The 25,460-nt window shown below is 63.6% G+C and carries 22 protein-coding genes and 1 tRNA gene; 1 reads left to right on the top strand and 22 read right to left on the bottom strand.

Features of this window, described 5'->3' with window-relative positions:
• Positions 1 to 28: 28 nt before the first annotated feature.
• Positions 29 to 104: transfer RNA gene (locus FVD38_RS00605), tRNA-Asn, on the bottom strand.
• Between the two features lie 115 nt (positions 105 to 219).
• On the bottom strand, positions 220 to 1,431 hold the full coding sequence (locus FVD38_RS00600; protein ID WP_147933060.1) for an amino acid aminotransferase: 1,212 nt from the start codon (positions 1,429 to 1,431) through the stop codon (positions 220 to 222).
• Between the two features lie 118 nt (positions 1,432 to 1,549).
• Here FVD38_RS00600 and uvrB point away from each other — a divergent pair, with 118 nt between their 5' ends.
• Positions 1,550 to 3,646, top strand: coding sequence for an excinuclease ABC subunit UvrB (uvrB, locus tag FVD38_RS00595; RefSeq protein ID WP_147933059.1), 2,097 nt, complete (start codon positions 1,550 to 1,552; stop codon positions 3,644 to 3,646).
• A 175-nt stretch (positions 3,647 to 3,821) separates the two neighbouring features.
• Here uvrB and FVD38_RS00590 read toward each other — a convergent pair whose 3' ends face one another.
• The 20 genes from FVD38_RS00590 to ndk form a co-directional block, all read right to left on the bottom strand.
• Positions 3,822 to 5,831, bottom strand: a complete 2,010-nt coding sequence (locus FVD38_RS00590; RefSeq protein ID WP_147933058.1) for a hybrid sensor histidine kinase/response regulator — start codon at positions 5,829 to 5,831, stop codon at positions 3,822 to 3,824.
• Positions 5,832 to 5,927: 96 nt separating this feature from the next.
• The gene (locus FVD38_RS00585) at positions 5,928 to 6,560 is read right to left on the bottom strand and encodes a PEP-CTERM sorting domain-containing protein (RefSeq protein WP_187271441.1); all 633 of its coding nucleotides are present in this window, start codon (positions 6,558 to 6,560) and stop codon (positions 5,928 to 5,930) included.
• A gap of 137 nt (positions 6,561 to 6,697) precedes the next feature.
• Positions 6,698 to 7,342, bottom strand: coding sequence for a PEP-CTERM sorting domain-containing protein (locus tag FVD38_RS26610; protein ID WP_222706872.1), 645 nt, complete (start codon positions 7,340 to 7,342; stop codon positions 6,698 to 6,700).
• Positions 7,343 to 7,502: 160 nt separating this feature from the next.
• Positions 7,503 to 8,099, bottom strand: a complete 597-nt coding sequence (locus tag FVD38_RS00575) for a MarC family protein (RefSeq protein WP_147933056.1) — start codon at positions 8,097 to 8,099, stop codon at positions 7,503 to 7,505.
• Positions 8,100 to 8,374: 275 nt separating this feature from the next.
• Positions 8,375 to 8,914 carry a phosphoribosyltransferase gene (locus FVD38_RS00570; RefSeq protein WP_147933055.1) on the bottom strand — a complete coding sequence of 180 codons (540 nt, stop codon included), beginning with the start codon at positions 8,912 to 8,914 and terminating at the stop codon, positions 8,375 to 8,377.
• Between the two features lie 24 nt (positions 8,915 to 8,938).
• Complete coding sequence (locus tag FVD38_RS00565; protein ID WP_147933054.1) at positions 8,939 to 10,255, bottom strand: adenylosuccinate synthase; 1,317 nt, start codon at positions 10,253 to 10,255, stop codon at positions 8,939 to 8,941.
• 3 nt (positions 10,256 to 10,258) lie between these two features.
• Entirely contained in the window at positions 10,259 to 11,413 is a 1,155-nt protein-coding gene (locus tag FVD38_RS00560; protein WP_147933053.1) for an ATP phosphoribosyltransferase regulatory subunit, read from the bottom strand.
• Between the two features lie 237 nt (positions 11,414 to 11,650).
• On the bottom strand, positions 11,651 to 12,529 hold the full coding sequence (gene hflC, locus FVD38_RS00555; RefSeq protein ID WP_147933052.1) for a protease modulator HflC: 879 nt from the start codon (positions 12,527 to 12,529) through the stop codon (positions 11,651 to 11,653).
• Complete coding sequence (gene hflK, locus FVD38_RS00550; RefSeq protein WP_147933051.1) at positions 12,529 to 13,815, bottom strand: FtsH protease activity modulator HflK; 1,287 nt, start codon at positions 13,813 to 13,815, stop codon at positions 12,529 to 12,531. The genes hflC and hflK overlap by 1 nt, the downstream gene beginning before the upstream one ends.
• A 3-nt stretch (positions 13,816 to 13,818) precedes the next feature.
• Entirely contained in the window at positions 13,819 to 15,030 is a 1,212-nt protein-coding gene (hflX, locus tag FVD38_RS00545; RefSeq protein ID WP_229493341.1) for a GTPase HflX, read from the bottom strand.
• 32 nt (positions 15,031 to 15,062) lie between these two features.
• The gene (hfq, locus tag FVD38_RS00540; protein WP_005666255.1) at positions 15,063 to 15,302 is read right to left on the bottom strand and encodes an RNA chaperone Hfq; all 240 of its coding nucleotides are present in this window, start codon (positions 15,300 to 15,302) and stop codon (positions 15,063 to 15,065) included.
• 169 nt (positions 15,303 to 15,471) lie between these two features.
• Positions 15,472 to 16,809 (bottom strand): ribosome biogenesis GTPase Der, encoded by a 1,338-nt coding sequence (der, locus tag FVD38_RS00535; protein ID WP_123071971.1) that lies wholly within the window; start codon positions 16,807 to 16,809, stop codon positions 15,472 to 15,474.
• A gap of 8 nt (positions 16,810 to 16,817) precedes the next feature.
• Complete coding sequence (gene bamB / locus FVD38_RS00530; RefSeq protein WP_147933049.1) at positions 16,818 to 17,972, bottom strand: outer membrane protein assembly factor BamB; 1,155 nt, start codon at positions 17,970 to 17,972, stop codon at positions 16,818 to 16,820.
• 84 nt (positions 17,973 to 18,056) lie between these two features.
• On the bottom strand, positions 18,057 to 18,737 hold the full coding sequence (locus tag FVD38_RS00525; RefSeq protein ID WP_147933048.1) for a YfgM family protein: 681 nt from the start codon (positions 18,735 to 18,737) through the stop codon (positions 18,057 to 18,059).
• A gap of 48 nt (positions 18,738 to 18,785) precedes the next feature.
• Positions 18,786 to 20,138 carry a histidine--tRNA ligase gene (gene hisS / locus FVD38_RS00520; RefSeq protein ID WP_147933047.1) on the bottom strand — a complete coding sequence of 451 codons (1,353 nt, stop codon included), beginning with the start codon at positions 20,136 to 20,138 and terminating at the stop codon, positions 18,786 to 18,788.
• Positions 20,139 to 20,267: 129 nt separating this feature from the next.
• The gene (gene ispG / locus FVD38_RS00515) at positions 20,268 to 21,554 is read right to left on the bottom strand and encodes a flavodoxin-dependent (E)-4-hydroxy-3-methylbut-2-enyl-diphosphate synthase (protein WP_147933046.1); all 1,287 of its coding nucleotides are present in this window, start codon (positions 21,552 to 21,554) and stop codon (positions 20,268 to 20,270) included.
• 28 nt (positions 21,555 to 21,582) lie between these two features.
• A complete protein-coding gene (locus tag FVD38_RS00510) occupies positions 21,583 to 22,620 on the bottom strand; it encodes a RodZ domain-containing protein (RefSeq protein WP_147933045.1) in 1,038 nt (345 codons plus the stop codon).
• A gap of 49 nt (positions 22,621 to 22,669) precedes the next feature.
• On the bottom strand, positions 22,670 to 23,491 hold the full coding sequence (pilW, locus tag FVD38_RS00505; protein WP_123071977.1) for a type IV pilus biogenesis/stability protein PilW: 822 nt from the start codon (positions 23,489 to 23,491) through the stop codon (positions 22,670 to 22,672).
• The gene (rlmN, locus tag FVD38_RS00500) at positions 23,491 to 24,660 is read right to left on the bottom strand and encodes a dual-specificity RNA methyltransferase RlmN (RefSeq protein ID WP_123071978.1); all 1,170 of its coding nucleotides are present in this window, start codon (positions 24,658 to 24,660) and stop codon (positions 23,491 to 23,493) included. The genes pilW and rlmN overlap by 1 nt, the downstream gene beginning before the upstream one ends.
• 126 nt (positions 24,661 to 24,786) lie before the next feature.
• Complete coding sequence (gene ndk, locus FVD38_RS00495; protein ID WP_123071979.1) at positions 24,787 to 25,212, bottom strand: nucleoside-diphosphate kinase; 426 nt, start codon at positions 25,210 to 25,212, stop codon at positions 24,787 to 24,789.
• Positions 25,213 to 25,460: the final 248 nt, after the last annotated feature.

Genomic DNA, 25,460 nt, shown 5'->3' with positions numbered 1-25,460 from the left:
CATCCTCAGATGCGGCCTCTTCTAATTCTGGCTCCCCGACCTGGACTCGAACCAGGGACCTGCGGATTAACAGTCCGTCGCTCTACCAACTGAGCTATCAGGGAATTGATGCTTGCATTATATGGCTGGTGAAACGTTTCTGTCAAATCTGCACAGTGTTCAACAACCATTCACGCTTGCTCTCCACAAACGCTGTAACGCTTGCGGAGAGCCGGGATTTTAGAGAACTTTGGCAACCGCGTCAACGACGCGATCGATATTGGTCGAGTTCAGCGCGGCGACGCAGATGCGGCCGGTGTCCACGGCGTAGATCGATTCGTCGCGCAGCTTGCCCACTTGCTCCTTGGTCAGGCCGGAATACGAGAACATGCCGACCTGCTCGCGCACGAATTCGAAGTCGTGGCCCGGGGCCTTGGCCTTCAGCTTCTCGACCATCGCGCCGCGCATTTCGCGGATGCGCACGCGCATGCCGGCCAGCTCTTCTTCCCACAGCTTGCGCAGCTCGGGGGTCGACAGCACGGTCGCGACGACCTTGCCGCCATGGGTCGGCGGGTTCGAATAGTTGGTGCGCACCACGCGCTTGAGTTGCGACAGCACGCGGGACGCCTCTTCGCCACTGGTGGCGACGATCGACAGCGCGCCGACGCGTTCGCCGTACAGCGAGAACGACTTCGAGAACGAGTTCGACACCAAGAGCGGCATGCCGGTCGCGGCGAAGCGGCGCACGACGGCGCCGTCTTCGTCGATGCCGTTGGCGAAGCCCTGGTAGGCCATGTCCAGGAACGGCACCAGGCCGCCTGCCTGCACGGTGGCGATGACTTGATCCCACTGCTCTTGCGACAGGTCGGCGCCGGTCGGGTTGTGGCAGCAGGCGTGCAGCACGACGATCGCGCCGGCCGGCATGGCCTTGAGCGCGGCCAGCATGCCGTCGAAATTCACGCCGCGGGTGCTTGGATCGTAATAGGCGTAGTTGTGGACGGTGAAGCCGGCACTTTCGAACAGCGCGCGGTGGTTTTCCCAGCTCGGGTCGCTGATGTACACGTCCGAATTCGGCAGGAAGCGCTTGAGGAAATCGGCGCCGATCTTGAGCGCGCCGGTGCCGCCCAGGGCTTGCACGGTGATCGCACGTTTCTCTTGAATTACGGCGCTGTCGGCACCAAATACCAGCTCTTGCACCGCCTTGTCGTAGGCCGCCAGGCCATCGATCGGCAGGTAGGTGCGCGGCGCAGGCTGCTCCATCAACTTGGCTTCCGCTTTCTGTACGCATTCCAACAGTGGCACCTTGCCGTTATTGTCATAATAGACGCCCACGCCGAGGTTGATCTTGGCAGGGTTGGTATCGGCATTGAAGGCTTCGGTGATGCCCAGGATCGGGTCACGCGGGGCCATTTCAATGGCGCCGAAGAGGCTGGCAGAGGCGGTGGAAGTCATCGTGATAAACTCGGTTTTCGGCTGGGTTGGCAGCGGTGGGGTTAGTAATTGTATAGACAGCGGCCCTTGTAGGTCCAAGGCCGCGGGCGGATTCTCATTCTAACAAAGGTCTGTAAGCATGGCTGATTTATCCATCGCAACTTCGCCGGAACCGACGGTCATCACCTTCCCGGATTCCCCTTTCAAGTTGCATCAACCGTTCGAGCCGGCGGGCGACCAGCCGACCGCGATCGCGGGCCTGATTGAAGGCATCAACGACGGCCTGTCGTACCAGACGCTGCTTGGCGTGACGGGCTCGGGCAAGACGTACACGATGGCCAATGTGATCGCGCGCGCTGGCCGTCCGGCGATCGTGTTCGCACCCAACAAGACGTTGGCGGCCCAGCTGTATTCGGAGTTCCGCGAATTCTTCCCGCAGAACGCGGTCGAGTATTTCGTTTCTTACTACGATTACTACCAGCCCGAGGCCTATGTGCCGCAGCGCGACCTGTTCATCGAAAAGGACTCGTCGATCAACGAGCACATCGAGCAGATGCGCCTGTCGTGCACCAAGTCGCTGATGGAGCGGCGCGACGTGGTCATCGTGGCCACCGTGTCGGCGATCTACGGTATCGGTAATCCGAACGAATACCACAAGATGATCCTGACCCTGCGCCACAAGGATAAAGTGGCGCAGCGCGACATCATCGCGCGCCTGATCCAGATGCAGTACACCCGCAACGAGATGGATTTCTCGCGCGGATCGTTCCGTGTGCGCGGCGACACCATCGACATCTTCCCGGCCGAGCATGCCGAGCTGGCGATCCGCATCGAGATGTTCGATGACGAGATCGAATCGCTGCAGCTGTTCGACCCGCTGACGGGCCGCGTGCGCCAGAAGATCCCGCGCTTTACCGTGTATCCGGGCTCGCACTACGTCACGCCGCGCTCGACGGTACTGCGCGCGGTCGAGTCGATCAAGGCCGAGCTGCGCGACCGCCTCGAGGAATTCCGTCAGCAGAACAAGCTGATCGAAGAGCAGCGCCTCGAACAGCGCACGCGTTTCGACCTCGAGATGATGGCCGAGATCGGCTTTACCAAGGGCATCGAGAACTACTCGCGCCACCTTTCCGGCGCGATGCCGGGCGAGCCGCCACCGACCCTGATCGACTACCTGCCGAAAGACGCGCTGATGTTCATGGACGAGTCGCACGTCATGATCGGCCAGCTCAACGCCATGTACAGCGGCGACCGCTCGCGCAAGACCAACCTGGTCGACTATGGCTTCCGCCTGCCGTCGGCATTGGACAACCGCCCGCTCAAATTCCAGGAATTCGAGAGCAAGGCGCGCCAGACGATCTTTGTCTCGGCCACGCCGGCCGACTACGAGCAGGGCAAGGCCGACAATGTGGTCGAGCAGGTGGTGCGGCCCACCGGCCTGGTCGACCCGCAAATCATCGTGCGCCCCGCCCTGTCGCAGGTCGACGACCTGATGAGCGAGATCAACGACCGCGTCGCCAAGGACGAGCGTGTGCTGGTGACCACGCTGACCAAGCGCATGGCCGAGCAGCTCACCGAATACCTGGGCGACCACGGCATCAAGGTGCGCTACCTGCACAGCGATATCGATACGGTCGAGCGCGTGGAGATTCTGCGCGACCTGCGCCTGGGCACCTTCGACGTGCTGGTCGGGATCAACCTGCTGCGCGAGGGCCTGGACTTGCCCGAGGTATCGCTGGTGGCGGTGCTCGATGCCGATAAAGAGGGCTTCCTGCGCTCCGAGCGTTCGCTGATCCAGACCATCGGCCGCGCGGCGCGTAACCTCAACGGCGTGGCGATCCTGTACGGCGACCAGATCACCGATTCGATGCGGCGCGCGATCGACGAGACCGAGCGTCGCCGCGCCAAGCAGATCGCCTTCAACGAGGCCAATGGCATCACGCCGAAGGGTGTGCACAAGAAGATCAAGGAAATGATCGACGGCGTGTACAGCAGTGCCGCGCAGAAGGCCATGGTCGAGGGCGTGCACGAGGATGCGGCGACGGCCAAGGTCGAGTCGATGAGCGAGAAGCAGATCAGCAAGGAGATCAAGCGCCTCGAGAAGCTCATGGTCGATCACGCCAAGAACCTCGAGTTCGAGAAGGCGGCGCAGGTGCGCGATCAGCTGCATGTGCTCAAGCAGCAGGCGTTCGGGGCGCCGGGGGCGGATAATGTGGTGTCGATGTTGGGCAAGTAACGCGCCCGCCAGTTCGCAACGCTCGCCCGTCGTTCCCGCGTAGGCGGGAACCTAATTCGCCTGCGCAGAGACTACGTTTGAGATAGTCGACATAGCGTCAGCCTTAGGTTCCCGCCTGCGCGGGAACGACGTTTTCAGGCTGCGAACAGAATTACCTTCGTACGGTGCGGACGCCCTACACCGCCACCGCCGCCAGCAACTCCAGCAGCTTCGCCAGATCCGCCGGCTTAGCCATGTGATGATCGAATCCGGCATGGTGCGCACGCTGCCGGTCTTCCTCCTGCCCATAACCCGTCAGCGCCACCAGCATTGCCTGCGTGGTCTCGGGCATCGCCCGCAGCCGGCGCGCCAGTTCGTGGCCGTCGATGTCGGGCAGGCCGATATCGAGCAGGGCCACGTCCGGGGGCGCCTGCAGCGCACTCGCCAATGCGCCCTTGCCGTCGTATTCGACCTTGACCTCATACCCATTCATCTCCAGCAGCGTCCCCAGCATCTGGGCCGCATCGACGTTGTCGTCGACCACCAGCACCTTCAGCCCGCGCGCCCCGCGCGACTGCACGTCGAGCCGCCGCGGACCCGCTTCCGGCGCCGCGGCCAGGCACGGCAGGTACACCACGAACTCGCTGCCCTTGCCCAGGCCTTCGCTGTGCGCCTCTACCCGTCCGCCATGCAGCACGGCCAGGCTCTTGACCAGCGCCAGGCCGAGCCCAAGGCCGCCCTGCGAGCGGTCGGGCGTGCGCTCGGCCTGGATGAACAGGTCAAAAATGTAGGGCAGGATCGGCGGATCGATGCCCTGCCCGTTGTCGCGCACCGCCACCCGCACGTCACCGGCCTCGATGCACGCGCTGAGCACGATGCATCCGCCCGGCGTCGTGTACTTGGCGGCGTTGTTGAGGATGTTCGAGACCACCTGGACCAGGCGCGTGCGGTCGCCCTCCACGCGCAGCGTGCCGGAGGCGATCTCGCAGTGCAGTTCGTGGCCGCGCGCATCCATCAGCGGGCGCACCTGTTCCACCGCCGCGCCCACGATCTCGCGTACCTCCAGCGCCTCCCTGGTGATGGTCACCTGGCCGCGTGTCACGCGCGAGACGTCGAGCAGGTCGTTGACCAGGGACGTCATGTGCTGGGCCTGGCGCGCGATGATGTCGCTGGCGCGCTGGATGCCTGGCGCGTCCATCTGGCCGCGCTGCAGCAGCTGGGCCGCCGTCGTAATCGGCGCCAGCGGGTTGCGCAGCTCGTGCGCCAGCATCGCCAGGAACTGGTCCTTCTGGCGGTTGGCGGCGCGCAGCTCGTCCTCGATGCGCTTGCGCGCCGTGACGTCGCTGCCTTCGACGAAGATGCCGGAGACCTTGCCGTGCTGGTCATGGATCGGCTGGTAGACGAAGTCGATGAAGCGCTCTTCCAGCGGCGCGTCGCGGTCGCGCTGCACGCGCAGCGGCACCGCGTGGCCGACGAAGGGCTGGCCGGTCTGGTACACGTGGTCGAGCAGCTCGAAGAAGCCCTGTCCCTTCACCTCGGGCAGGGCGTCGCGCACGGCCTTGCCCACCAGCGCGCGGTGGCCCACCAGCTGCAGGTAGGAGCGGTTGGTGAGCTCGAACACATGGTCCGGGCCGCGCAGCACGGCGATGATGCCGGGCGCCTGCTCGAACAGCGTCACCAGGCGTTCGTTCTCTTCCTCGCGGTAGCGCTGGGCCAGCACCTCGCCGGTCATCTCGACGCAGGCGCAGAACATGCCGGCCACGGTGCCGTCCTCGTCGCGCACCGGAGAGTAGGAAAAGCGAAACCAGGTGTCTTCGTCGTAGCCGTGGCGGCGCATGCGCAGCGGCAGGCGGTCCATATAGCTCGCCTCGCCCTTGAGTGCGCGCACGACCAGCGGATGGATGTCGAGCCAGATCTCGGCCCAGACATCGTGGAATCGTCTGCCAAGCGCGGTCGGGTGCTTGTCGCCCAGGATCGCGATGTAGGAGTCGTTGTACAGGAAGCCGAGCTCGCCGCCCCAGGCGACAAACATCGGGAACTTCGAGTTGAGCATGAGGCCGACCGTCGTGCGTAGCGCCTGCGGCCAGGTGCGCGGATGCCCCAGGGGCGAGGCCGACCAGTCGTGGGCGCGCATCATCGCGCCCATCATCCCTCCCCCGCTGAGAAAGGGCAGCCATTCGGTCGGTGACGCGGATTCCTGATTCATTCGTGTGCCGGGAGTCGCGTACAGTTTACGCAATTGCAGTGTGCCAGAATTGTCCGGCGACTCCCGCACGGATGCGCGGAACAGGCTGCTTGCCGCTCAGGACGCGCGTGTGCGCCGCCACCTGCAGAGGCCGAGACAGCCGAGCGCCATTCCGAACAGCGACAAGGTTCCTGGCTCCGGGATCTGGCTGATCGCCAACTCGACCGAGACGTCGTCGAAGAAGATGCCCGAAGGGTCGTGGTAGCCGGATAACTGCAGGATGGTCGACGCCGATGTCGCCAGCAGGTTGCGGACAATGATCTGTGTGGACGGGCCGCCCGTCGTGATATCGGTGGACGTGTTCGTGGTCGGGAAGTTGTAGATGGCCGTGGCCAGCGCGTCGCCGAACATCACCTGTATTCCGTTATCAAACTGAGCTACCGGAAAGCCTTCCGGGCCGATCAGGCCGTCGGCGTACAGCCAGAAGCTCAGGTCGTAGCGTTGGCCGATCGTCGTCGGCAGGACCTGGGTGGCGAAGCAGGAGAACTCGGGCCCGAAGCAGCCGGTACTGAGCGAGTTGACCCCGCTTTGCGCGCCGCGGCCGGCGTCACCCAGAAACCAGCCTTCGGTGAGTTCCCAAGTGCCATCGTTCAATTCGAAACTGCCGTCGCGGACAATATTGGCACTTGCCGGCACGGCGACCGCCACCGCAAGCAGGATTGCCGCGGCAACACGCATTACAGCTTTCATCGAGACCTCCTCTGAACACATCCGGGAGTAAACGATGATTGATTTTCGCGAGGACGAAGTCAAGGAACGCCATCTGACGGGAGTCAATGCGGAGGCGAGTCCCGCACAGATGGCTTCAGGACGGCAGGGGCCGCCCCTTAGTCGGCGCGCACGCGGCGCCTGCGCGCCAGCGCCAGTCCGCCCATTGCCAGGCCGAGCAGCGACAGCGTGCCCGGCTCCGGCACTTCGCCCGGCTCTTCGCCAGGCACTGCCTCGACCACGACGTTGTCGAGATAGATGCCGGCCGGGTTGTGGTAGCCGGCGAACTGCAGGACGGTCGATGCGGAAGTCGCCAGGATATTGCTGATAGTGATCAGCGTCGAAGGTCCACCGGGGTTGAAGCTCCCGCTCGTATTCGTCGTCGGGAAATTGATGATCGTCTGGACGATCTCGTCGCCGAACCAGACCCGCAAGCCGTTATCGAAATTCAACGCAACGTTGCCATTGCTGTCGACAACGCCGTCGGCGTACAGCCAGAAGCTCAGATCGTAGCGCTGACCGGCGACAGTGGCCAGGGTCTGGCTGAGCGTGCAGCTGAAATTGCTGCCCATAGCGCAACCGGTACCTACCGACGAGCTGCCGTCCTGCGTGCCGCGCACGTACCGGCTCCAGCTCTCGGTTTGCCATGCGCCCTCGCCGTCGAAGGCTTCGAAACTGCCGTCGACGACGATATTGGCGCTGGCCGGTGCGATGACCGCGGCAGCCAGGACGAACGTGGCGGCAAGTTGTTTTGCGAATTTCATCTGACATCCCTTCAGAAATAGTTGGTCTTGTGTCCTCCCATCGAAAGGAAGGTGCTTCTGCCTAAGCAAAAAGCACACCACGCCAACAATTTCCTTAGGAATCAAGCAACTAAAGTTGCGTCACACCTGACACTGCGATCTCTGTAAAGAAAACCGACAGCTACAACGACTGAACGAATTCGCGAATACCACCCAGCAGCATCTCGATCGACATCGCCGTCAGGATCAAGCCCATCAGGCGCTCGAAGGCGGTCATGACTTGCGGGCCGAGTTTCTGCTGCAGCTTCTCGGCGCTCAGGAACACCATCAGCCACACGATGCCCACGGCAGCCAGCGCGGCGACGTGCACCATCGTGTCGGTGAAGCTGGTCGACGAGAACAGCAGCACCGTCGCCAGCGCCGACGGACCGGCCAGCGCGGGAATCGCCAGCGGCACGATGAAGGGCTCGCCGCCTTCGCTCTTGCCCAGCACGCCATCCGGGTGCGGGAAGATCATGCGAATCGCGATCATCAACAGGATGACGGCGCCGCCGATGCGCAGCGCGACCGGGGAGAGGTGCAGCGCTTCGAGGAAGTGCTTGCCGAAGAACATGAAAGTCAACAGCAGCAGGAAGGCGATGGCGCACTCACGGATCACGATCTTGTTGCGGCGCTCGATCGGCGTGTCTTTCAGGGCGGCGGCGAACAGGGGGACGTTACCGAACGGGTCGGTGACGAGGATGAGCAGGATAAAGGTCTGGAAGAAGCTTTGGGTCATGGCTTGTTATTGTTGGGATGCCAAAAGTTTTGGTGAGGCAATACTACCAGAGGCCCGAAACGACGTCGTCCCCGCGAAGGTGGGGCCCCAAGTAAAGACGTCGTCCGCGCGAAGGTGGGGACCCAAGTAAAGACGTCGTCCCCGCGAAGGCGGGGACCCAAGTTAATGTGCGCAGCCACTTCGCTTGAAGCAAGTGGTGCGCTGAAAAACTTGGGTCCCCGCCTGCGCGGGGACGACGTGGGGCGGCGGCTGACTGGGTAGCCGTAGCGGTCTGCTTACTTCTCGAATTTCTTCAGCCACGCCGCGAGCTGGTGCGGGCGCAGGCCGTCGTACTCTTCGAACGGTTGATGGATCCACGGATTGTGCGGCAGATCGTCCAGGAAGTAATCCGGACGGATCGACGACGTGCCCTTGACCCAGATGACCGCCGATTTCACTTCGGTCACTTGCGGGTAGTTCTCGGTCAGGTGCTGGCTGACTTTACGCAGCGTCACGCCCGAATCGGCCAGATCGTCGACCAGCAGCACGCGGCCGGACAGCGGACCCTTGGTCATGGTCATGTACTTCGAGATGTCCAGATCGCCCTGCTTGGTGCCGGCTTCTTCGCGGTACGAGCTGGTCGACAGGATCGCCAGCGGCACGTCGAAGATGCGCGAGAATACGTCGCCAGGACGCACGCCGCCGCGCGCCAGGCACAGCACCTGGTCGAACTTCCAGCCCGATTCATAAACCTGCAGCGCCAGGCGCTCGATCAGGCGGTGGTATTCATCCCAGGAGACCCACAGGTCCTTGTCCGTCGATACGGGGGTATTCATCTTCTACTCCAGATTCTTCTTGATTTATGCTGCGAACGGGTGACGCAGGACGATGGTTTCTTCACGGTCCGGGCCGGTAGACACCATGTCGATCGGCACGCCAACCAGTTCTTCGATGCGCTTGATGTAGGCGCGGGCGTTGGCCGGCAGCTCTTCCATCGACTTGGCGCCGACGGTGGTTTCGGTCCAGCCTGGCATCTCTTCGTACACCGGCTCGCACAGGGCGGCTTCTTCGGCGCCGACCGGGAAGATGTCGACCTCGCGGCCGTCGATCCTGTAACCGGTGCAGAGTTTAAGGGACTCGATACCATCCAGCACGTCCAGCTTGGTCAGGCACATGCCCGACACGCCGTTGATCTGGACCGAGCGGCGCAGCAGCGCGGCGTCGAACCAGCCGCAACGACGGGCGCGGCCGGTCACGGTGCCGAATTCATGGCCGATGCGCGACAGGTGCTCGCCCACGCCTTCTTCGGTCGGCAGTTCGGCCGGGAACGGGCCCGAACCGACGCGGGTGGTGTAGGCCTTGGTGATGCCCAGGATGTAGTGCAGCATGTTCGGACCGACGCCGGCGCCGGCGGCGGCATTGCCGGCCACGCAGTTCGACGAGGTGACGAACGGATAGGTGCCGTGGTCGACGTCGAGCAGCGAACCCTGCGCGCCTTCGAACAGCAGCTTGCCGCCGGCCTTGTGGGCCGCGTACAGCAGCGACGACACGTCGGCGACCATTGGACGCAGGCGCGGCACGAGGGCCATCGCGTCGTCGTAGGTGGTCTGGAAGTCGATCGCTTCGCCGCCCAGGTAGTTGACCAGCACGTGGTTGTGGTAGTCCAGGTTTTCCTTGAGCTTCTCGGCGAAGCGCTCGGCGTTGAGCAGGTCGGCGATACGGATCGCGCGGCGCGCGACTTTGTCTTCGTAGGCCGGGCCAATGCCCTTGCAGGTGGTGCCGATCTTGTTCTCGCCGCGCTTGGCTTCGCGCGCCTTGTCGATGGCGACGTGGTACGGCAGGATGATCGGGCACGCCTCGGAGATCTTCAGGCGCGACACGACTTCGATGCCGGCAGCCTGCAGCTTGTCGATCTCGCGCATCACGTCCGGTACCGAGACCACGACGCCGTTGCCGATGTAGCAGGCCACGCCTTCGCGCATGATGCCCGAAGGGATCAGTTGCAGCGCGGTCTTCTGGCCTTTGATCACCAGGGTGTGACCAGCGTTATGGCCGCCCTGGAAACGCACCACGCCGGCGGCGTGGTCGGTGAGCCAGTCGACGATCTTACCTTTGCCTTCATCGCCCCACTGGGTGCCGATGACAACGACGTTCTTTGCCACGTTAGTATTTGACATCACTTAACCTAAGTTTTTGAGAATCCAATTTCCGTTTTCGAGGACGAGCACGCGGTCGCACTCGAACTCGTCCTGAACATTGTCGTGACCAGGCATGCTCTGGATCACGACTTCGCCTGCCTTGCGCAGGTCAGCGATTTTTTCCTTCAGCTCGGGGGCATTGCCCCACGGCGCGCGGATGGAATGCTTGCGCTCGGCCGTCGGCAGCAGCCGGGCCAGTTCGCGCAGGTCGAGCGAGAAGCCGGTCGCCGGACGCGCGCGTCCGAAGGCCTCGCCCACATGATCATAGCGCCCGCCACGGGCGACGGCGTTCGGCAGGCCCGGCACGTACAGCGCGAACATGGCGCCGCTTTCGTACTGGTAGCCGCGCAGGTCGGCCAGGTCGATCGCCACGTCGGCGCGGCCGATGGCGCCAGCGGCCAGCGCCGCCAGTTCAGCCAGCGCGCGCCCGATCCCCGGCAGCGCCGGCAACTGTTCGCGCGCCTTGGCCAGCACCTCGACGTCACCGTACAGGTGCGGCAGCGCCAGCAGCGCCTGGCGGGTCTGCGGGTAGTAATTGGTCGAGATCTCGTCCAGGCCCGGCGCATCCTTGGCGCGCAGCAGGCAATAGATCTGGGTCTCGTCGCGCTTGGCGGCCGGGTCTTCGTTCAGCAGTGCGCGCAGCACGCCGACGTGGGCCAGGTCCAGGCGCACATTGGTGAAGCCGGCCAGGGCCAGCGAGCCGAGGGCCAGTTCCTGGATCTCGGCGTCGGCTTCCAGCCCGGCATGGCCGTAGATCTCGGCGCCGATCTGCACCGGCTCGCGGGTGGCGTGCAGGCCCGACGGACGGGTATGCAGCACGCTGCCGGCATAGCACAGGCGGGTGATCGATTCGCGGTTCAGCAGGTGGGCGTCGATGCGCGCTACTTGCGTGGTCATGTCGGCGCGCAGGCCGAGCAGGCGGCCCGACAGCGGGTCGACGACCTTGAAGGTCTTCAAGTCGGTATCTTCGCCGGCGCCGGCCAGCAGCGATTCAAGGTACTCGAGCATTGGCGGCATCACCAGCTCGTAACCGTAGAGCCGGAAGTTATCGAGCATCAGGCGGCGCAGCTCTTCGATCTTGCGCGCTTCGGACGGCAAGACATCGGCAATATTCTCAGGCAATAGCCAGTTCGGCATGGGCAACAGATGGGAGTTGGGATTGTATTTGCGATGGGCGTGCCAGCGCATGGCGCGAACGCCGAATCGGTGATTTTACCCGAAAACAGCGCGGGTGAGGCATGGAATGCTGGTTCGACAGCTTGCCGGGTTAACAATCTGCCACGTTCGGGATGCCTATACAAGCTGGCAAATCCCATGAAAAACGGGCTCCCGTTTGCGCGGGAGCCCGTCCTGGGCGATGCCTGGCGACGCGGTTTAACGTCCCGACGCTGCCGGCTGCTTGAGGTACTTGAAGAACTCCGAGCTCGGATCCACCACCAGCACGTCGCTGCGATCCTTGAAGCTGGCGCGGTAGGCTTCGAGCGAACGGTAGTAGCGGGCGAATTCCGGGTTCTTGCCGAAGGCGTCGGCGTAGATGGCCGAGGCTTTCGCGTCGCCGTCACCCTTGACCTTCTCTGCGTCGCGGAAGGCTTCGGCGATGATCACCGTGCGCTGGCGGTCGGCATCGGCGCGGATCTGTTCCGACTCGGCGGCGCCGGTCGAACGCAGCTCGTTGGCGACGCGGACGCGCTCGGCGCGCATGCGTTCGTACACCGAGTTGTTGATCTGCTCGATGTAGTCCACACGCTTGAGGCGCACGTCCACGATACTGACGCCGATCTCCTTGGCCTCGGCCACGACCTTGGCCTGCACCGCCGCCATCACCGCGGCGCGCTCGCCGGAAATCACTTCGCGCACGGTGCGCTTGGTGATCTCGTCGTTCAGGGCCGCCTTGATGATCTGCGACATGCGGTCGCGGGCACGGCTTTCGTCGCCGCCGAAGCTGACGTAGTACAGGCGCGGATCTTCGATACGCCATTTCATGAAGGCATCCACCAGGATGTTCTTCTTCTCGGCCGTGATGAAGCGGTCGGCGTCAGGCGTGTCCAGCGTGAGGATGCGCTTGTCCAGGTAGATCACGTTCTGGAACGGCGGCGGCAGCTTGAAGTGCAGGCCCGGCTGGGCGATCACTTCCTTCACCTGGCCGAGCGCGAACACGATCGCGAAGCGGCGCTGGTCGACGACGAAGATCGTCGACGACAGCAGCATCAGTGCGATGAAGCCCGCGACGAAAATAGTTACGAGGCGGTTCATCAGCGGGTCTCCCTGTCGCGTGAGGTATCGCGGCTACGCTCGTCTCGCTGGCGCACCGCTTCCAAGGCCTGGGTCACTTCGGCCGGCTGGCCGTTCTGCTGCAACTGCACCGGACCGGATTTGCTGCCGACCTGGGCGTCGTTGGCTGCCTGCTGCTGCATCAGCTTGTCGAGCGGCAGGTACAGCATATTGTTGTTGGCGCGCGAGTCGATCATCACCTTGGTGGTGCTGGTGAAGATCTGCTGCATGGTGTCGATGTACATGCGGTCGCGGGTCACGGCTGGAGCACGCGAATACGCATCCACCACCTGGTCGAAGCGCGAGGCGTTACCGGTTGCGTTCTCGACCACCATCGAGCGGTAGGCTTCGGCGTCCTGCTGCAGGCGGAAGGCCTGGCCGCGCGCAGCCGGGATGATCTGGTTGGCATATGCTTCACCTTCATTACGGGCACGGGCGCGGTCTTGCCCTGCGCGCACGGCGTCATCGAAGGCACTCTGCACCTGCTCCGGTGGCTGCACGCCCTGCATCGTGACGTTGGTGATCAATGCGCCCAGCGCATAGCGGTCACCGATCGCCTGCATCATCGAGTGCACGTCGGCGGCGACCTTCTCGCGGCCTTCGTACAGGACGAAGTCCATCTTGTTGCGGCCGACCACTTCGCGGATCGCGGTTTCGGCGATCTGGCGCACGCTGTCGTCCTGGTCGCGGTTGTTGAACAACCAGGCGACCGGGTCCTTCAGCGTGTACTGCACCGCGAACTGGATGTCGATGATGTTTTCGTCATCGGTCAGCATCAGCGCTTCTTGCGGCTGCTTGTTGCGCACGTTCGCGCGGTAGCCGATCTCGGCAGTACGGATCTGCGAGGTGTTGACGGTCTCGTGGGCCTGGAACGGATACGGCCAGCGCCAGTTGAAACCCGGCGTGGTCGTATGGCTGTATTTGCCAAAGGTGGTCACGACGCCGGCCTGGCCCTCTTGCACGATGAAGGCGCCACTGGCGAGCCAGATGAAGCCGACGATGATGGCGATCACGCCGGCGCCGATGCCGGCGCCGCGCATCTCGCCGCGCGGGCTGCCGTTGTCGCCGCCGCCGTTATTGTTGCCGCGGCCGCCGAACATGCGGTTCAGGCGCGCATTGAAATCGCGCCACATCTGGTCGAGGTCGGGAGGACCGTCACCGGGGCGGCGACCATCCTGGGCCTTGCGGTCGTCTTCGGGGTTGCGTCCCCAGCGTGGGTCGTTCAGCGACAATTTGACGCCGAATCTTTTTAGTAGAGAAACAAGCATAGGCTAGTTGGGCCTGACATGGGTGGAAGTTGGCATATTGTCGGCAAGACCGCCGGGGTGCGCGTCCACCGACGCGTCGTCCTCGGCGAGCCCGAAGGCTTCGTCCTGCTCTTCGTTTTCTGGGTTGCTGTACCCGCCTGACCCCGGCGCGGAAGCGGCTGCCTCGGCGATTGCCGAACGCAGCAGATCCAGGCCGGCGCCACTGTGGGCGCTGATGAAAACCCGGTTGATCTTATCATACTCATCACGCTCGATCCCAGGTTCCAGGCCGGCGGCATCGATCTTGTTCCATACCAAAATTTGCGGAACATGATCTGCGCCAATCTCGCGCAAGACTTCATTGACCTGTTCGACCTGTTCCATGCGCGTCGGGGAGGCGCTGTCGACCACGTGCAGCAAGAGGTCGGCATGGATGGTTTCTTCCAGCGTGGCGCGGAAAGCCGCCACCAGCTGGTGCGGCAGTTCGCGCACGAAACCGACGGTGTCCGAGATCACGACGCTGCCCACCTCGTCATTCAGGTACATGCGGCGGCTGGTGGTGTCGAGGGTCGCGAACAACTGGTTCGCCACGTACACGCCGGCTTTCGTCAGCGTGTTGAACAGGGTCGACTTGCCGGCGTTGGTATAACCGACGAGCGACACCGAGAAGGTCTTGTTGCGGCCGCGCTGGCGGCGCTGGGTCTCGTGCTGCTTGCGCAGCTTGGCCAGGCGCGCGCGCAGCATCTTGACCCGCTCGCCGATCAGCCGGCGGTCGGTCTCGAGCTGGGTTTCACCCGGACCGCGCAGGCCGATACCGCCCTTTTGACGTTCAAGGTGGGTCCAGCCGCGGATCAGGCGCGTGGCCAGGTGCTGCAGCTGAGCCAGTTCAACCTGCAATTTACCCTCGTGGCTCTTGGCGCGCTGGGCGAAGATATCGAGGATCAGGCTGGTACGGTCGATCACGCGCAGCTCGAGACGACGCTCGAGGTTACGTTGCTGGGCGGGAGACAGTGCGTGGTTGAAGATGATGATCTCGGCGCCAAGGGCCTTGGCGTCGAGGGCGATTTCGTCGGCCTTGCCGCTGCCGACGAAAAACGCGGGATCGGGGCTGCTGCGCTTCGCCGTGATCGTGGTGATCGGATCGGCGCCGGCGGAGCGCGCAAGCAGCGACAGCTCTTCGAGACTGGCGGCAAAGTCGCCAGTCCCGAAGTCGATGCCGACCAGCGCTGCGCGCAAGGTGGGAGTGCCGGGGGCGTCAGCCATCGGCCTTACTCGGCTTCGTTGGAGTCAAGGTTGAGGTTGACGGCACGTGCCGGCACGACGGTGGAAATGGCATGCTTGTAGACCATCTGGGTCACGGTATTACGAAGCAGAACGACGTATTGGTCGAAGGATTCGATATGGCCCTGGAGTTTGATACCGTTGACGAGGTAGATGGAGACAGGGACGTGTTCCTTGCGCAAGGCGTTGAGGAATGGGTCTTGTAACAGTTGCCCTTTGTTGCTCATAACAGCTCCGTAATGTTGTTGTAGTTAAAAGTTTGAGGCGATTTGCCGGTTTTCAAGTAGCTAGAGCCATATTCTGCGTGAGCGAATGCAGCCCTAAGCCTACTGTAACCTGTTTTGCCGGTTTTTGTCGTACTGCTAAGGTTAAGAACGACTTAATCGCCTCGGCAAATCAATCCTTGGCAAACGGGTTCTTACCGCTACGCAGCTCGATCCGCAGCGGCGTGCCGACCAGGCTGAACGTCTCGCGGAAATGCTTTTCCAGATAACGCTTGTATGGCTCGGTAATGCCTTCGAGGGCATTGCCGTGGATGACGATGATCGGCGGGTTCTGGCCACCCTGGTGGGCGTAGCGCATCTTCGGACGCGAGGTACCCTTGCGCTTCGGCTCCTGCTTCTCGACCGCTTCTTGCAGCGCGCGCGTCAGGCGCGGCGTCGACAGGTTGGCGGTGGCGGCGGCATAGGCCGCTTCGACCGATTTCATCAGCTGCGACACACCGGTGCCGCGCAGCGCCGACACGAAGTGGGTCTTGGCGAAACTGAGGAAGTCCAGCTTGCGGTCGAGGTCGATCTTGACCTCGTCGCGGTCCTGCGTCTGCAGGCCATCCCATTTATTCACGGCTACCACGAGCGCCCTACCCGACTCCAGGATGAAGCCGGCGATGTGCGCATCCTGCTCCGAAATATCCTGCTGGGCGTCGAGCAGCAGGATCACGACGTTGGCGTCCGAGATCGACTGCATGGTCTTGACCACCGAGAATTTCTCGATCGCCTCGAACACCTTGCCGCGGCGGCGGATACCGGCGGTGTCGATCAGCGTGAAGCGCTTGCCGTCGCGTTCGAACGGCACTTCGATCGAGTCGCGGGTGGTGCCGGGCATGTCGAAGGCGATCACGCGCTGCTCGCCGACCAGGGTATTGATCAGGGTCGACTTGCCGACGTTGGGACGGCCGACGATGGCGATCTTGAAGCCGTGGTCGGCCGGCTCGAGCTCTTCGGGCTCTTCCGGACGGCCTTCGAAGGCCATGTCGAGCGCCTCGTTGACCAGGTCGGTGACGCCGTCGCCATGGGCGGCGGAGATGACGTAAGGGTCGCCCATGCCGAGCTCATAGAAATCGGCGGTGACCGAGGTGTACTTCATGCCTTCCGACTTGTTCACCACCAGCATGACCTTGCGGCCACTCTTGCGCAGGAAATCGGTGATGGTCTTGTCGTGCGGCGTCAGGCCCTGGCGGCCGTCGACGATGAACACGACCACGTCGGCCTCGGCCACGGCTTGGCGCGTCTGCAACGCCATTTCATGCATGATGCCTTCTTTGGCGACCGGCTCGAAACCGCCCGTGTCGATGACCAGGAATGGCCGTTCGCCAATCCGGCCTTCGCCATAGTGGCGGTCGCGTGTCAGGCCAGGGAGGTCGGCCACCAGCGCGTCACGCGAACGGGTCAGGCGGTTAAATAAGGTCGATTTCCCGACGTTGGGACGACCTACGAGTGCGATTACCGGCTTCATGTTTTATTCTATTCGACCGCGATGGCGGTCACAGTTCCATTTTGTGTTTGAAAAATCAGGTTCGTGCCGGCCACCAGCGGCGTACCCATGATCGGGCTGCCATCGGTCGCTGCGCGCGCCAGGAAAGATCCGTCCTCGCGCGACAGGAAGTGCACGAAGCCCTCGAAGTCGCCGACCGCGACGGCGCGGCCATACGACAGCGGGGTCGACAGGCGGCGGAAGGCCAGCTTGTCGTTCTTCCAGCTGGAAGAACCCGTATCGCGGGTGAAGGCATGCAGAGCGCCCTTGTCGTCCGGTGCGAACACATACAATTGGTCGACGGCGACGCCGGCATCGGACGACAGGTCGCGCGTCCATTTGGCCGAACCGGTGACCAGGTCGAAGCAGCCTACGCGGCCTTGATAGGACGCGGCGCACACCTCGCTCTCGAACAGCACTGGGGCGCCGCCGATATCGGTCACGCGCTCCAGTTCGGTGGCGCCGCGCGAGACGCCCACCTCGACGTCCCAGCGCGGCGCGCCGGTGGCCAGGATCATCGACGACAGCTTGCCGCCCGGCTGGGCGACGATGACGTCGCCGCCGGCCACGATCATGCCCGGCGCATTGCGCAGGGTGAGCGGCGGCGCGACCTTTTGCACGGTCCACTTGGTCTTGCCGTTGGCGGCATCGATGCCGACGATGCGGTTGTCGATCGAGCGCGCCACGACGATGCCTTGCGACACCACCGGCGCCGACAGGATTTCGCTCGACAGCTGGCTCGTCCACAATTTCTTGCCGTCCATGTCGAAGGCCAGCAGCTGGCCCTTGTCGGCGCCGACCACGATCAGGTTGCCGTCGGTGCCGACGCCAGCCGACAGTTCGGTATCGGCCTTGATGCGCCACAGCTGCTTGCCGCTCTCGGCTTCGACGCGCGCGATGGCGCCGTCGGCGCCGGCCACGACCACCGTGTTGCCGGTCAGCGCGGGCGAGAAGGTGTAGCCGTGCGCCTTGCCGATATCAAGTTTCCATGCGGTACGCACGGCCATGCTGCCTTTCAGCTCGACCAGCTTGGCCGGCTGGTCGCCCTTCTTTTCAGACGCGAATGGATTGAGCGAATTGAGGGTCGAGCAACCCGTCATCAGGGCCAGTACGCCGACACCAACAAGCTTGCTGCAAATACGCATTTTGTTCTACCTTGTTCCTGGACTATAGAGGACGCAAGGCCCGCGCCGCCGTCAGGCGTGCGCGGGCCCTCTCATGGGGGAGGATTACGCGGCTGCCTTTTGCTCGGCAGCTGCTTCCGATTTCTTATCTGCCGGCACGGTGCCGCCGATCGCTTCCAGCTTGATCTGCACCAGCTGGCGGCCAGGCGCGTTCGGATCCATGGCGGCGATCGCCGCGACATAGGCCGCGCGCGCTTCGTTCAGCTTGTTCTGCGCGACCAGCACGTCGCCCTTGCGGTCGTTCACTTCCGACGTGAACTGCGGCAGGAACTTGCCGTTCAAGACTTTCAGCGCTTCGTCGAATGCCTTCTCGTCCAGCAGCACGCCGGCCAGGCGCAGGTTGGCGATCGACTTGTATTCGTCGTTGCCGTGCTCGGCCGCCCACTGCAGGTGCGCCTTGGCGCTCTTGAGGTCGTTGGCTTCGAAGGCGGTCTTGGCCGCGGCCAGGGCCGCCATCGTGGCGTAGGCCGACGATTCGTACTTGGTGCGGATGTCGCCCGCGACGCGCTGCACCTTGGCATTATCGTTCGCCAGCAGCGAGGCCTGCAGCTCGTCATACAGCGCCGACGCCTCGACCGACTGGTTGCGCTGGTGGGTTTTCCAGTAGTTCCAGCCGGCGTAGGAGCCGAGCGCGAGAATCAGGACCCAGATGATGATATTGCCGTACTGCGACCAGAACGCCTTGAAGGAATCAAGCTGTTCCTGTTCCTGGTGATCGTATGCCATGTGCGTATTCTTGTAGTGAGTGGTTCGAAAATGTGGCCAGTGCCGGGATTAATGCCGGTGCACGTGGTCGTGGTCGTGGTCGCAGTCGGGGCCGTGAACATGTCCACCGACGATCTGGTCGACCAGGTAGTCGACCACTTCCTCGAACGGCACGCTGGCCTGCTGCTGTTCGCCAATCTCGCCGCGCATCGTTTTCACTTGCACGGCATTGTTCGCGATCTCGTCCTGGCCGATGATGACGGCAAAGGCCGCGCCGCTGCCATCGGCCTTCTTCATCTGGCTCTTGAAGCTGCCTGCACCCGTTGGAGTTGCGCAATGTAACACAACATCCAGGCCGGCATCCCGAATCCTCTCGGCCAGGATGAAGGACTGCAGTTGCGCTTCTTCACCCTGGTGGACCATGTAGACGTCGCACACGTTCGGCTCGGCCGGTTCGCCCAGGCCCTTCATGAGCTCGATGATGCGTTCCATGCCCATCGCGAAACCGACCGCCGGGGTCGGCTTGCCGCCGAAGGTCTCGATCAGCGGATCGTAGCGGCCGCCGGCGCAGATGGTGCCCTGGGCGCCCAGCTCGTCGGTGACCCACTCGAACACGGTGCGGTTGTAGTAATCCAGGCCGCGCACCAGGCGCGGGTTGACGGTGTACTGCACCGCGTTCTTGTCCAGCAGCGCCTTGACGCCGTTGAAGTGGGCCAGCGACTCCTCGCCCAGGTAGTCCAGCAGGCGCGGGGCGGCGTTGACCATCTCTTGCATCGCCGGGTTCTTGGTGTCCAGGATGCGCAGCGGATTGCTGTGCAGGCGGCGCTTGGCCTCGGCGTCCAGGATATCTTCGTGCTTCTCCAGATACACGATCAGGTCGGCGCGGTGGCGGTTGCGCTCTTCGGCATTGCCGATCGAGTTCAGTTCGAGACGCACGTTCTGCAGGCCCAGGTCATCCCACAGGCGGCGCGACATCATGATCATTTCGGCGTCGATGTCCGGGCCCGAGAAGCCGATCGCTTCAGCGCCGAACTGGAAGAACTGGCGGTAGCGGCCGCGCTGCGGACGCTCGTGGCGGAACATCGGGCCCTTGTACCACAGGCGGCGCGGGCCGTCGTAGACCAGGTTGTGCTCGAGCACGGCGCGCACGACGCTGGCCGTGCCTTCCGGACGCAGGGTCAGCTGGTCGCCGTTCATCGAGTCTTCGAAGGAATACATCTCCTTCTCGACGATGTCGGTGACGGCGCCGATGGCGCGCGCGAACAGGCCCGTCTGCTCGACGATCGGGGTCACGATCTTCTGGTAGCCGTAGCTTTTGAGGATCGTTTCGGTGGTGTTCTCGAACAGCTCCCACAGCGGCGCATCTTGCGGCAGGATGTCGTTCATGCCTTTGATGGCGACGATTTTTTCTGGTTTGGACATAAGTGTTAGCTCTCAAATCACCGTCGTTCCCGCGGAGGCGGGGACCCAATTTTGTATGCGTCACGGCGGCGCTAAAAACTTGGGTTCCCGCCTTCGCGGGAACGACGTGTTGTGGCCGGTGGCCGTATTTTATTGCGTTGCCGCCTCGCGGCCGTAATTCTTCTTCACATAATCGAGCACGATGGTCTGGAACTCGTCGACGATGCGCTCACCGCGCAGGGTCGCGAATTTCTGGCCATCGACGAATACCGGTGCGGCCGGCGATTCGCCGGTGCCCGGCAGGCTGATGCCGATGTTCGCATGCTTCGATTCGCCCGGGCCGTTGACGATGCAGCCCATCACGGCCACGTTCATCGCCTCCACGCCTGGATACGTTTTCTTCCATTCCGGCATCTGCTCGCGCAGGAAAGTCTGGATATTGTCCGCCAGCTCCTGGAACACGGTCGAGGTCGTACGGCCGCAACCCGGGCAGGCGATCACCATCGGGGTGAACTTGCGCAAGCCCATGGTTTGCAGGATTTCCTGACCCACCACCACCTCGCGGGTGCGGTCGCCGCCCGGTTCCGGCGTGAGCGAGATGCGGATGGTGTCGCCGATGCCCTCTTGCAGCAGCACCGACAAAGCCGCGGTCGAGGCGACGATACCCTTGCTGCCCATGCCGGCCTCGGTCAGGCCCAGGTGCAGCGGGTAGTCGCAGCGGCGCGCCAGTTCGCGGTAGACCGCGATCAGGTCCTGCACGCCCGACACCTTGCACGACAGGATGATCTTGTCGCGCGCCAGGCCGACTTCTTCGGCGCGCACGGCGTTCTCGATCGCCGACGTGATCAGGGCTTCGTACATCACCGCCTGGGCGCTCCAGGGATTGGCGCGCGCGGCGTTCTCGTCCATGATGCGGGCCAGCAGCGACTGGTCCAGACTGCCCCAGTTGACGCCGATGCGGACCGGCTTGTCGTATTTGGCGGCGATCTCGATCATCTGGGCGAACTGGGTGTCGCGCTTGGCGCCCTGCCCCACATTGCCCGGATTGATGCGGTATTTCGACAGCGCCTGCGCGCATTCCGGATAGTCGCGCAGCAGCAGGTGGCCGTTGTAGTGGAAGTCGCCCACCAGCGGCACGTCGACTTCCATGCGGTCGAGCTGTTCGCGGATCGCCGGCACGGCGGCAGCTGCCGCCGGCGTGTCGACCGTGATGCGCACGATCTCGGAACCGGCGCGCGCCAGGTCCTTGATCTGGATCGCGGTGCCGATCGCGTCGGCGGTATCGGTATTGGTCATCGACTGAACCACCACCGGGGCGTCGCCGCCCACCCACACCGTGCGGGCGCCGTGCGAGACGGCCACCTTGCGGCTGGCGCGGCGCGCCAGTGGGCCGGAGGGGATTGCTTCAGACGTGCAGCCTTGATTCAACGAGTTCATCGGTTTTGTTCCAGCTTGTTCCAGCTAATTATTTCAGCGCCACGCGCGCGATGGTGCGGCCCGGCTGCGGCGGCAGCGCGATGTCGGCGCCGCGCAGGGTTGCGGTCACGCCGCCAGGCGCGCCGACCACCAGGGTCGCCGGGCCGGCCAGCTCGATCGATTCGGTACTGCCGCCCTTGACCAGGCGCGAGATCAGCGGACGGCCGCCGGCGCTCGGGCGCACTTCGATCCAGGAATCCTCGCGCACGTTCAGCACCAGGGTATTGGCGCCGGCGGCGGCCGGCACCGCGGTCACGGCGACGGCGGCGGTCGCGACGCTAGGGGTCGGGGTGGCGCCAGGCGCGGCGGCGCTTGGCGTTGCAGTTGGCGGCGTCGTGGTCGCGGGAGCGGGCGCAGTCGGAGCGGCCGGCGCTGCCGGCGTGTCCGTGGCCGGGGCCGCTGGCTGCGCACTGTCGCCAGCCGGCGCCGGCACCGAAATCAACGGCACCGACGGATTGATCAGGCCTGGGTGGGCGCCACTCGCGGGCGCCGAACCCGGCGCGACGACGCCGGCGGCAGGATTCTCGAGCACCGTGGCGTCGCCCGGCTCGCCATCGCGCTGCAGGTTCGGAATCAGGTCGAACTGCCAGGCCGCGACGGCGGCGCCGGCCACCACCACGGCGGCGGCGATCCAGCCCAGCGGCAGGCGGTTGCGTTTGCCGCCCATCGGGAAACGGTTCTCGGAGAACGTGGCCGGACGCTGTTCGCGGCGCACGGCGCCGGTATTGATGGGAGCACCGGCCTGGGCTTCCGGCGGCATATTCAGTTCGATCATCGACACCAGCGGCGCGGCGTCGATCTTGAGCAGCTTGGCGTAGGCGCGCACGAAGCCGCGTGTCACTGCCGGGCTCGGTAGCGCGGCGTAATCGCCCGCTTCCAGCGCCACCACCTGGCGCGGGGCCAGCTTCAGCTGGTCCGCCACCTGTTCCACACTCCAGCCCATCGCCTCGCGCTGGGATTGCAGGGTCTTGCCAGGGATGCCGGGCTGGTTGCCTGGCGTAGCCGGCTGATCTGCTTGCTCGTTCATTGTCCTCGTCCTTGTCCGTGTGAGCTTCTAGTTGAGCTTGTTTTTCTGCTTACTCGTCGAAAGCGCCGCGCTCGAACGCCGCGTACTCGGGCGAGCCGGGGAAGCGCCGCCGCAGCTGGGCCGCCAGCGTCGCTTCGTGGGTCCGGTCGCCCAGCTTGCGCTGTACGCGCAGCGCGAGCCAGAGCGCGTCGGCCGGCAGTGTCTCGATGCTTGCCGACTCGATCAGGCGATTCACGAAAAAACCGGCGCGCTGCATGTCGCGCCGCTCGTAGTACACCCGCGCCAGGCCGGCATTCACGGCCGGCAGCGTCGGGTTCAGACGCAGGGCCTCGAGCAGGTAGCGCTCGGCCGCGTCGACATTCCGGTTCTTGATGCTGCACCCACCCGCATTGATCAGCGCGGACAGCGGCGTCTGGTAGGTGGGATTCTTGAGCGCGGCATCGAAATAACGCAGTGCTTCGGCCGGCTTGTTCACCGACTGGCACAGGAAGGTGCCGTAATTGTTCGCGAACTCGGGATTGCCCGGTTCGAGTCGCAACGCGTGGCGATGGTTCTCGTCGGCCAGCGGGAACTGCCCCATCGAGGTATAGATCAGCGCCCGCAGGCCGTAGGCGTCGGCGTAGTTCGGATCGGCCGCCAGCGCCTGCTTGACTTCGTCGAGGGCGATCTCGTGCTTGCCCTCCTGGTAGTAGCCGACCGCCAGCTGCACCCGGATCGAGGCGCGCTTTTCCAGCGCAGTCTGGTCCGAGGCGGTCCTGAGTTCGCCGTCGCGCGCGGTCGCCGCGCCGCCCGCCCCCGTGCTGGCGCAACCGGCCAACACAGCGAGGGACAGGGTCGATGCGAATGCGAGCCAGGCGGCGGCGAATTTCATCAGGTCGGGATCTCCACGATGCGGCCGAAATCGGCGCCGAACTTCTTCTGGTATTCGGCCATCTTTTCCATGCGCTCGGCCACCCGGGTGCGGTCCTTGACCTCGCCCGCCAGCTGGCCGCAGGCGGCGTCGATGTCGTCGCCGCGCGTCTTGCGCACGGTGGTCACGATGCCGGCGTTCATCAGCACTTCGGCAAAGGCCTTGATGCGCGGGTTCTTGGAGCGGAACAGGCCGGACTCCGGGAACGGGTTGAACGGGATCAGGTTGAACTTGCAGTTCACGCCGACCACAGGATCGTTCACCAGCGCGATCAGTTCGCGCGCGTGCTCGTCGCTGTCGTTGAAACCGTCGAGCATGCAGTACTCGAAGGTGATGAAGTCGCGTGGCGCGAACTCCAGGTAGCGCTTGCAGGCTGCCATCAGCTCGCGCAGCGGATATTTTTTATTCAGCGGCACCAGGATGTCGCGCAGCGCATCGTTCGAGGCGTGCAGCGACACGGCCATGGCCACCGGCACGTCTTGCGACAGCTTGTCGATATTCGGCACCACGCCCGAGGTCGACAGGGTCACGCGGCGGCGCGACAGGCCGTAGGCGTTATCGTCGAGCATCAGCTTGAGCGCGGTGACGGTCGGCTCGTAGTTCAGCAGCGGCTCGCCCATGCCCATCATCACCACATTGGTGATCTGGCGCTCGCCTTTCGGGCCGGGCTCGATGCCCTTGGTACGGCGCAGCTCGAACTCGGCCATCCACAGCTGGCCGATGATCTCGGCCACCGTCAGGTTGCGGTTGAAGCCCTGCTTGCCGGTCGAGCAGAAACGGCAGTTGACGGCGCAGCCCGCTTGCGTGGAGATGCACAGCGTGCCGCGGTTTTCTTCCGGGATGAACACGGTTTCGACCGCGTTGCCGTTGCCGACGTCGACCAGCCATTTGCGGGTGCCATCGCTGGCCGTCTTGTCGCTCACGATGGCCGGCGCGCGCACTTCGGCGCGCGTCTTGAGCTTTTCGCGCAGCGACTTGGCCAGGTCGGTCATGCTATCGAAGTCCGCCGCGCCGAACTGGTGTATCCAGCGTTGCAATTGCTTGGCGCGGAACGGTTTCTCACCCAAGTCGGCGCAATAGGCGACGAGTTGCGCGGGATCAAAGTCCAGCAGGTTGGTGAGAGTTGTCATGGCTAAATTCCTATATTTCTGAACCCGCTTGCGCCAGCCCTTGGCTGCGGGCAAGCGGGTTACTCATTTAAATTAGTCCGGGGGAATCAATCCGGGGAACGCCCGGACTGCGTTCCCCCTTACTAATTAACGCGAGTAGACGTTCAGTGCTGGGAAGTAGTAAGCGATTTCCACAGCGGCGGTTTCGGCAGCGTCCGAACCGTGAACGGCGTTGGCGTCGATCGAGTCAGCGAAGTCGGCGCGGATGGTGCCGGCGTCGGCCTTCTTCGGATCGGTAGCGCCCATCAGGTCGCGGTTTTTCAGGATCGCGCCTTCGCCTTCGAGCACCTGGATCATCACTGGACCCGAGATCATGAAGTCGACCAGGTCCTTGAAGAACGGACGTGCAGCGTGCACTGCGTAGAAGCCTTCGGCTTCAGCGCGCGACAGTTGCACCATGCGTGCAGCCACGACCTTCAGGCCGGCTTCTTCGAAACGGCTATAGATTTTGCCGATCACGTTTTTTGCAACTGCGTCCGGCTTGATGATGGACAGGGTGCGTTCGATTGCCATGAGAAAACTCCAATAAAAGAAAGGTTTTGAACTGAGAAATTCGTTTGAACTTTGGGACTCAATCAACCTTTAATTTTACCATACCTGCCCCAGATATCCGATATTGCGGTAGCGGCAAGCATGGGTTACAGTGGCGGCAAAAGTCCGTCCAATGTGATCGTTTCTTCATCTTCAGTTAAGAAAGATGCGATAGGATCAAGCTGACGTACCTCGCGTAGCACTCGCAAGTACCATTTATCTAACCGGAG

Source organism: Massilia arenae, assembly GCF_008014745.1.
Taxonomy (GTDB): Bacteria; Pseudomonadota; Gammaproteobacteria; order Burkholderiales; family Burkholderiaceae_D; genus Telluria; species Telluria arenae.
Note: the sequence above shows the minus strand (reverse complement) of the source record. Positions and strands in the feature narration are given on the sequence as shown.

Coding starts and splice junctions, on each gene's coding strand:
- FVD38_RS00600 (WP_147933060.1), bottom strand. CDS start 1,431: ATGACTTCCACCGCCTCTGCCAGCCTCTTCGGCGCCATTGAAATGGCC.
- uvrB (WP_147933059.1), top strand. CDS start 1,550: ATGGCTGATTTATCCATCGCAACTTCGCCGGAACCGACGGTCATCACC.
- FVD38_RS00590 (WP_147933058.1), bottom strand. CDS start 5,831: ATGAATCAGGAATCCGCGTCACCGACCGAATGGCTGCCCTTTCTCAGC.
- FVD38_RS00585 (WP_187271441.1), bottom strand. CDS start 6,560: ATGAAAGCTGTAATGCGTGTTGCCGCGGCAATCCTGCTTGCGGTGGCG.
- FVD38_RS26610 (WP_222706872.1), bottom strand. CDS start 7,342: ATGAAATTCGCAAAACAACTTGCCGCCACGTTCGTCCTGGCTGCCGCG.
- FVD38_RS00575 (WP_147933056.1), bottom strand. CDS start 8,099: ATGACCCAAAGCTTCTTCCAGACCTTTATCCTGCTCATCCTCGTCACC.
- FVD38_RS00570 (WP_147933055.1), bottom strand. CDS start 8,914: ATGAATACCCCCGTATCGACGGACAAGGACCTGTGGGTCTCCTGGGAT.
- FVD38_RS00565 (WP_147933054.1), bottom strand. CDS start 10,255: ATGTCAAATACTAACGTGGCAAAGAACGTCGTTGTCATCGGCACCCAG.
- FVD38_RS00560 (WP_147933053.1), bottom strand. CDS start 11,413: ATGCCGAACTGGCTATTGCCTGAGAATATTGCCGATGTCTTGCCGTCC.
- hflC (WP_147933052.1), bottom strand. CDS start 12,529: ATGAACCGCCTCGTAACTATTTTCGTCGCGGGCTTCATCGCACTGATG.
- hflK (WP_147933051.1), bottom strand. CDS start 13,815: ATGCTTGTTTCTCTACTAAAAAGATTCGGCGTCAAATTGTCGCTGAAC.
- hfq (WP_005666255.1), bottom strand. CDS start 15,302: ATGAGCAACAAAGGGCAACTGTTACAAGACCCATTCCTCAACGCCTTG.
- der (WP_123071971.1), bottom strand. CDS start 16,809: ATGAAGCCGGTAATCGCACTCGTAGGTCGTCCCAACGTCGGGAAATCG.
- bamB (WP_147933049.1), bottom strand. CDS start 17,972: ATGCGTATTTGCAGCAAGCTTGTTGGTGTCGGCGTACTGGCCCTGATG.
- FVD38_RS00525 (WP_147933048.1), bottom strand. CDS start 18,737: ATGGCATACGATCACCAGGAACAGGAACAGCTTGATTCCTTCAAGGCG.
- hisS (WP_147933047.1), bottom strand. CDS start 20,138: ATGTCCAAACCAGAAAAAATCGTCGCCATCAAAGGCATGAACGACATC.
- ispG (WP_147933046.1), bottom strand. CDS start 21,554: ATGAACTCGTTGAATCAAGGCTGCACGTCTGAAGCAATCCCCTCCGGC.
- FVD38_RS00510 (WP_147933045.1), bottom strand. CDS start 22,620: ATGAACGAGCAAGCAGATCAGCCGGCTACGCCAGGCAACCAGCCCGGC.
- pilW (WP_123071977.1), bottom strand. CDS start 23,491: ATGAAATTCGCCGCCGCCTGGCTCGCATTCGCATCGACCCTGTCCCTC.
- rlmN (WP_123071978.1), bottom strand. CDS start 24,660: ATGACAACTCTCACCAACCTGCTGGACTTTGATCCCGCGCAACTCGTC.
- ndk (WP_123071979.1), bottom strand. CDS start 25,212: ATGGCAATCGAACGCACCCTGTCCATCATCAAGCCGGACGCAGTTGCA.